Here is a 5716-nt window from a genome sequence, read left to right as displayed (position 1 = left end):
GCCTTGATCGCTAACGATATTCGTCGAGGGATCATTCCTCAGTATCAAGAAAACTATGAGGATTTTACTTTTCATGCGGTGGAGATTCCCAATCGACACGCTCTGAAAAACTCCCTTAGTGCGAATGAGTTTGAAGAGGTACTTAAAACCCATGCGCACAATACCCTCGCCGCTGTTGCTTCCGTGACACTCGAATATCTCCCCGAATCTCGTAAAAAGCTTCATGCTAAAGCGATCCGTGAATACCTCAGTGCTTTTCAGGTGATCTCCCCGATGCGTGCCAATGCTTTAGGTGTCGATAATCTCAATATTCTTTTACAAGAGTATTTTAATCCCAACCCCAAAAAATTGGTCAAAACATTTAAAGGGGAGTTTCGTCTAATGGATAAAGTGGTTCACACTAAAAATGAGAATCTCCCATCAACCACCCCCGAAGAGTTTAAAGAGTCGTGTGATCCGAGTGAGCGGCGAATTTTCAATGGAATGTGCGGACTCATTTTTCGCCTTGATGAAGAGGATGAGCTCTGTTATGTCTATTATCCGAATGAAGAGCTTATTGTCCATTATAAATATGATCAAATCAGTGATTACCTCAGCCTCTCTTATGCACTGAGCGTCCATAAAGTGCAAGGGATGGAGTACGAGCGGGTTGTAATGATTATGAGTTTTTCACACCATATAATGCTCAATACCAAACTCCTCTATACCGCTCTGACTCGGGCGAAAAAACATTGTATCGTCGTAGGGGAATCGGGGGCATTTGAATCGGCGTGCCGACGGTTGGAACACTCCAGACGTTTCACCGTTATGCAAGAGCTTGAGTTAACTAAATGATAAAAATTTTCCTTTAGCTAACTTGTGCTACAATTTCCGTTCTAATCCATAAACAACAAGGATTCACAATGAAAGCATTAATGATCTCCGCACTCCTCGCTTCAAGCGTTATGGGGGCTTCACTTGCAGATGAGGCGAAAACAGCCGGTTTAAAACCGATTCCATCTAACGCAAAAGCACTCGAAAAGCTCATCTCCAACCCTAAAAATCCGACCACTGCGGCTAAAGTAGAACTGGGGAAAATGCTCTATTTTGAACCACGCCTCTCTAAAAGCGGTTTGATTAGCTGTAATACCTGTCATAACCTCGCTACCGGTGGAACCGATGGGATGGCTTCAGCTATCGGACATAAATGGACCTCTAATCCGCACCATTTAAGCTCTCCTACGGTCTACAACGCCGTATTCTACAGCCAACAATTTTGGGATGGACGTTCTCCTCACCTCGAAAACCAAGCCCAAGGACCGATCCAAGCAGGACCTGAAATGGCAGCTCCGAAAGAGTTCGTAGAGGGTGTTGTTAACTCTATCCCTGCTTACGTCAACGCCTTCAAAAAAGCATACGGCAAAGATGTCAAAGTAACCTTTGAAAAAGTGGCCGATACGATTGCCGTATTCGAGCGTACTCTCGTTACCCCATCACGCTACGATGCATTCTTGAACGGAAACAAAAAAGCGCTTACCTCCGCAGAGCAAAAAGGGCTTAAAACCTTTATCGATAAAGGGTGTGCTACGTGTCATAATGATATCGCACTCGGTGGAACGATGCAGGCATTCGGTGCCGTTGCTCCGTATAAATATATGAATGTGGGTGATTTTAAAGGGGATAAAAACGGTATGGTACGTGTACCGACACTCCGTAACGTCACCGAAACGGCTCCCTATTTCCACAATGGCCAAATGGCAACCCTTAGCGAAGCGATCAAAGAGATGGGGCGTATCCAACTCGGTGTTGATTTGAATGACAAAGAGACGGAAGAGATCGAAACGTTCCTAAAAGCGTTAGAAGGTAAAAAACCGACGGTTATCTATCCGATGCTTCCGGCTTCTACCGCTAAAACACCTAAAGTAGACGTTGTTAATAATTAAAAAAATCTACTCACAGTCGATACCGGGAAATTCTTCCCGGTATTTTCCACATTCACTCTTCATTATCTGTAAAATCTGAGGCTTTTTTACGGGGTCTAACCAGTTTAGAAATTCTATCAGTGGTGCTTCATCCATAGCCGTACATCCCGATGTAGGACGTTTATCACTTTGGTTGAGATGGATAAAGATACACGAACCACGCCCCTTTACTCCCGAATCGTTGTACCCTATCACCGCTCCGTAGCGATAGACTCCATCAGGACGTCGCATTATCTCATAGCTGAGAGGGAGAGAGCTTTTTTCATAAATTCGGAGTATTTTATTGTAACGTGAATCATTGATATCATCCACACAATAGAGATTTTCATCTGCATGCCAGTAGGGAAGCTTGAACGTCGTATTCTGATCGTAACCGAACGTTGAGGTTATCGGGAATACTCCTGCGGGTGAACGTCCATCTCCCTCATTTTTCAGAGGCTCTTTAAATGCACTATATCCTAAACCGCTTCGACCCAACGTAACGGGGACTTTATCACCGATTTTTACCCATTGATCGTGCCGCTCATACCGCTGCATCGATCCTTTTGTCGCATTGAGTTCCGGCGAAAGTACCACCACTAATTGCTGTGAAGCAAACGCGATAGAGAGTGTGGATGAAAGGAAAAGGGGCAAAGTTATTTTCAACATCTCATTTCTCTTAGTTTATTTTAAAGTTAGGTAGTATAGCATATTGAAAATAGCAAGAGTGAGGCAATAATGGCAATAACGGTTCGTAAAGCAACGGAGGCGGATATTGACATTATTGCCCAAGCATTGCTGGAGAGTTCACGAGGAGGAAAGAAGATCGGTTTGTTCGATTTGGTTTTCAACACCTCTGAGAATGAAGCTCTGTTAAATAATCTAAAACGCTTAGCCCTCACAACTACCAAAAGCTATTGCCATTTCTCTAATTTTTTTATTGCCCTCTCAGATGGAACGATTGCCGGAACCATTTGCGGCTATGAACCCCGTATAGCAACCCATGAAATTTTTTCCAAAGCACTCGAAGAGATCGGATTTGATGAAACCTACCATGAACGTATTGCCGCCTATCTGCTCTGTGAAGCTGATGTGGATAACAAAACGTTTGTATTGGATTTTATGCTGGTCAAACCTGAATTTAAAAGTATCGACGTCTACAAAGAGCTGATCGGAAAAAGTATGCTCACTGCACGGCTCAAAGGGTATCGTAAAGTTCAAACCTCTGTCGAAATAGGGTTGGTGGAGAATGAACTTATTTACAAAAAGCTGGGTTTTAATGTTATCGATGAAAAACGGAGCGAATATTATAAAGAACAATTTGATTGTGCCGGTATTATGCGCCTTCAAATGATTTTATAAGGATCTTCTATCGAATATGGAATTTTAGGGTTACTCCCGCCCCTCATAGCTATTCTCCTCGCCCTCTTTAGCCGTTCCGTTTTTATCGCGTTAGCCATGGCGGTCATTATCGGTGAGTTCATCATTGCCGATTTTCACCCTCTTAATACTCTTACTCTCATACTGGAACGCTTTAGTGCCCTGCTGAGTGAAGGGTGGGTACTCAAAACCCTCGCATTTGCCATTATGGTAGGCTCCGTCATGACCCTCATCGAGCGAAGTGGAGGTGTGGGCGCTCTTGTCCATGAGCTTAGCGTGAAACGTTCACTTGTAAGGAGCAAGCGTGGTGCGCTTCTCCCCAGTTTTATTGTCGGTATTGTTATCTTTATTGAATCCTCTATTACCTCTTTAGTAGCCGGCGCGGTTGGAAAACCTTTGTGTGACCGCTATGGCATCAGTCGTGCGAAACTTGCCTTTGTCTGTGATTCTACCTCTGCACCGGTCTGCTCTATCATCACAATCAACGGATGGGGGGCATTGTTACTCGGTCTTATCGGAGGGCAGATTGGAGCAGGTCTCATCGCAGGGGAAGAGGGAGCATGGCTACTCAGTGCCATCGCTTACAACTTCTATGCCTATATCGCTCTGGTCGTTACGTTTGCCGTCATCTGGTACGAAATTGATATAGGGCCTATGCGTCATGCTCTACTGGGCGAAGAGACAACTATATACAAAGAAAACAATAGAAATATTGGTCTATTTTTATGGCCCATTCTCTGGATGGTCGGGGGAGTAGTCGGCTTTATGCTCTTAACCGGAGGCGGAAATATCCTCAAAGGCTCCGGATCAAGTTCTATTTTTTATGCCCTCGCTCTCACGCTAGCACTAATGTGGATCTATTATCGATTCACAGCTACTATGAGCAATAGAGAATTTTTCGATGCAACCTTCATTGGAGCCAAAGCACTCACACCGATAGCTTTGATCTTACTCTTTGCTTTTGCAATCGGCGGGGTGAGTTCAGACATGGAGGTTGGTCACTATCTCGCCTCGTTTATCGGTGATTATCTCCCATCAAAATATCTGGCGGGAGCCATTTTTATCTTAGCCGCCATTATCGCCTTTGCCACGGGAACGAGTTGGGGGACATTTAGCATTATGCTCCCCATCGCCATTCCTCTCGCAGTAGGTCTTGATGCTCCGGTAGCCCTCGCTATGGGTGCCGTCATCTCAGGAGGCGTTTTCGGTGATCACTGCTCCCCCATCTCCGACACCACGATCATCTCCTCTATGGCAAGCGGATGCGATGTTGGGGAACATGTTCGGACACAACTCCCGTATGCATTAATCTCGGCTTTTTTAGCGTTTCTTCTCTTTATCGCTGTTGGAATCCTTCTCACATGACAAAAGCTTCCCTCCTTTTACTCGAAGATGATCCGAACCTCTCGGAGAGTGTCAGCGAATACCTTGAGGGGTGCGGCTATAGCGTTACGTGTGTCTATGATGCCTCAGCAGCGGAAGATATCCTCTACGAGCAAAAGTTCGACCTACTCCTCCTCGATGTAAACGTTCCGAACGGGAACGGATTTTCGTTACTCAAAGCAAGCCGAAAAGGGGGAAATGTCACCCCCGCTATTTTTATCACCTCACGTAATGCTATGAGTGATGTCGAGGAGGGGTTTGAAAGTGGCGGAGATGATTACATCCGCAAACCCTTCGCCCTCAAAGAGCTGCTTCTGCGGATTCAAACCATTCTAAAACGAAATTTCTTCCATAATCCGACCGATGTTTTGACACTCGCAGAGGGGGTGACCTACGATAGTGACAATCAGGTACTCCTCCTAAACGGAGAAACGCAACATCTTCAACTCAAAGAGCATAAGCTCCTCAAACTCTTTATCCAACACCGTGGTCAGCTCCTCTCTCATGAAATGATTTTGGAGCATCTGTGGGATTATGATGAAATACCTAGTGATGGAAGTTTGCGTACCTACATCAAAACGCTCCGCAAACTCCTCGGAAAGGATTCCATTGTCAGCCACAAGCGCCTCGGGTATCAGTTTCGCTAAATACCGAACACTACGAAGTTTTTTAGCCCTCTATGCTGTGATGAGCATTCTCATCTTGGCACTAATGGCAACCCTCTATTACGAATCACTGAAAGCCCAAATGCTCTCTTCTCACCGCCTTGCGATGCAGCTTCAAAGCGAGAACTATGTCCCCCGCTTGAAAACATGGCTGGAAAGTGGTCATGACCTTGTTACATTTCCCACCGATCTCGCCTATAAAACGGCCCTATACGGATACGATAAAGATCTTCTCGTCGGGAATCTGGATCAAAAACATCACGATTTCAGCGAAAATATCGCCCTTCATAACGGCTATATTCATCTCATAGTCGCCCTCTCCCCTTATGGTTTAGGGGAATACTATCT

General features: G+C 45.1%; 7 protein-coding genes. 6 read left to right on the top strand and 1 reads right to left on the bottom strand.

Annotated elements, in window-relative coordinates:
- A partial coding sequence (locus A2517_RS06355) for an ATP-dependent RecD-like DNA helicase (protein WP_294895242.1) occupies window positions 1–834 on the top strand: 834 nt, incomplete at its 5' end.
- A 68-nt stretch (window positions 835–902) separates the two neighbouring features.
- Window positions 903–1922 carry a cytochrome-c peroxidase gene (locus tag A2517_RS06350; RefSeq protein WP_294895240.1) on the top strand — a complete coding sequence of 340 codons (1020 nt, stop codon included), beginning with the start codon at window positions 903–905 and terminating at the stop codon, window positions 1920–1922.
- A 6-nt stretch (window positions 1923–1928) separates the two neighbouring features.
- Here A2517_RS06350 and A2517_RS06345 read toward each other — a convergent pair whose 3' ends face one another.
- Window positions 1929–2609 carry a L,D-transpeptidase family protein gene (locus A2517_RS06345; protein WP_294895238.1) on the bottom strand — a complete coding sequence of 227 codons (681 nt, stop codon included), beginning with the start codon at window positions 2607–2609 and terminating at the stop codon, window positions 1929–1931.
- 69 nt (window positions 2610–2678) lie between these two features.
- On the opposite strand from A2517_RS06345, the gene A2517_RS06340 reads away from it, so the two are divergent.
- The 4 genes from A2517_RS06340 to A2517_RS06325 all read left to right on the top strand — a co-directional run.
- Window positions 2679–3302: an acyl-CoA acyltransferase gene (locus A2517_RS06340; RefSeq protein WP_294895236.1), complete on the top strand. Its 624-nt coding sequence runs from the start codon at window positions 2679–2681 to the stop codon at window positions 3300–3302.
- A 96-nt stretch (window positions 3303–3398) separates the two neighbouring features.
- A complete protein-coding gene (locus A2517_RS06335) occupies window positions 3399–4685 on the top strand; it encodes a Na+/H+ antiporter NhaC family protein (protein ID WP_294895234.1) in 1287 nt (428 codons plus the stop codon).
- Window positions 4682–5350: a response regulator transcription factor gene (locus A2517_RS06330; protein WP_294895232.1), complete on the top strand. Its 669-nt coding sequence runs from the start codon at window positions 4682–4684 to the stop codon at window positions 5348–5350. Before A2517_RS06335 ends, A2517_RS06330 begins: the two co-directional genes overlap by 4 nt.
- Window positions 5313–5716 (top strand): hypothetical protein (locus tag A2517_RS06325; RefSeq protein WP_294895230.1); only part of this gene is annotated, 404 nt, incomplete at its 3' end. The genes A2517_RS06330 and A2517_RS06325, both read left to right, overlap by 38 nt.

It is taken from the genome of Sulfuricurvum sp. RIFOXYD12_FULL_44_77, from assembly GCF_001830725.1.
GTDB lineage: Bacteria > Campylobacterota > Campylobacteria > Campylobacterales > Sulfurimonadaceae > Sulfuricurvum > Sulfuricurvum kujiense_A.
Note: the sequence above shows the minus strand (reverse complement) of the source record. Positions and strands in the feature narration are given on the sequence as shown.

Coding starts and splice junctions, on each gene's coding strand:
- A2517_RS06350 (WP_294895240.1), top strand. CDS start 903: ATGAAAGCATTAATGATCTCCGCACTCCTCGCTTCAAGCGTTATGGGG.
- A2517_RS06345 (WP_294895238.1), bottom strand. CDS start 2,609: ATGTTGAAAATAACTTTGCCCCTTTTCCTTTCATCCACACTCTCTATC.
- A2517_RS06340 (WP_294895236.1), top strand. CDS start 2,679: ATGGCAATAACGGTTCGTAAAGCAACGGAGGCGGATATTGACATTATT.
- A2517_RS06335 (WP_294895234.1), top strand. CDS start 3,399: ATGGCGGTCATTATCGGTGAGTTCATCATTGCCGATTTTCACCCTCTT.
- A2517_RS06330 (WP_294895232.1), top strand. CDS start 4,682: ATGACAAAAGCTTCCCTCCTTTTACTCGAAGATGATCCGAACCTCTCG.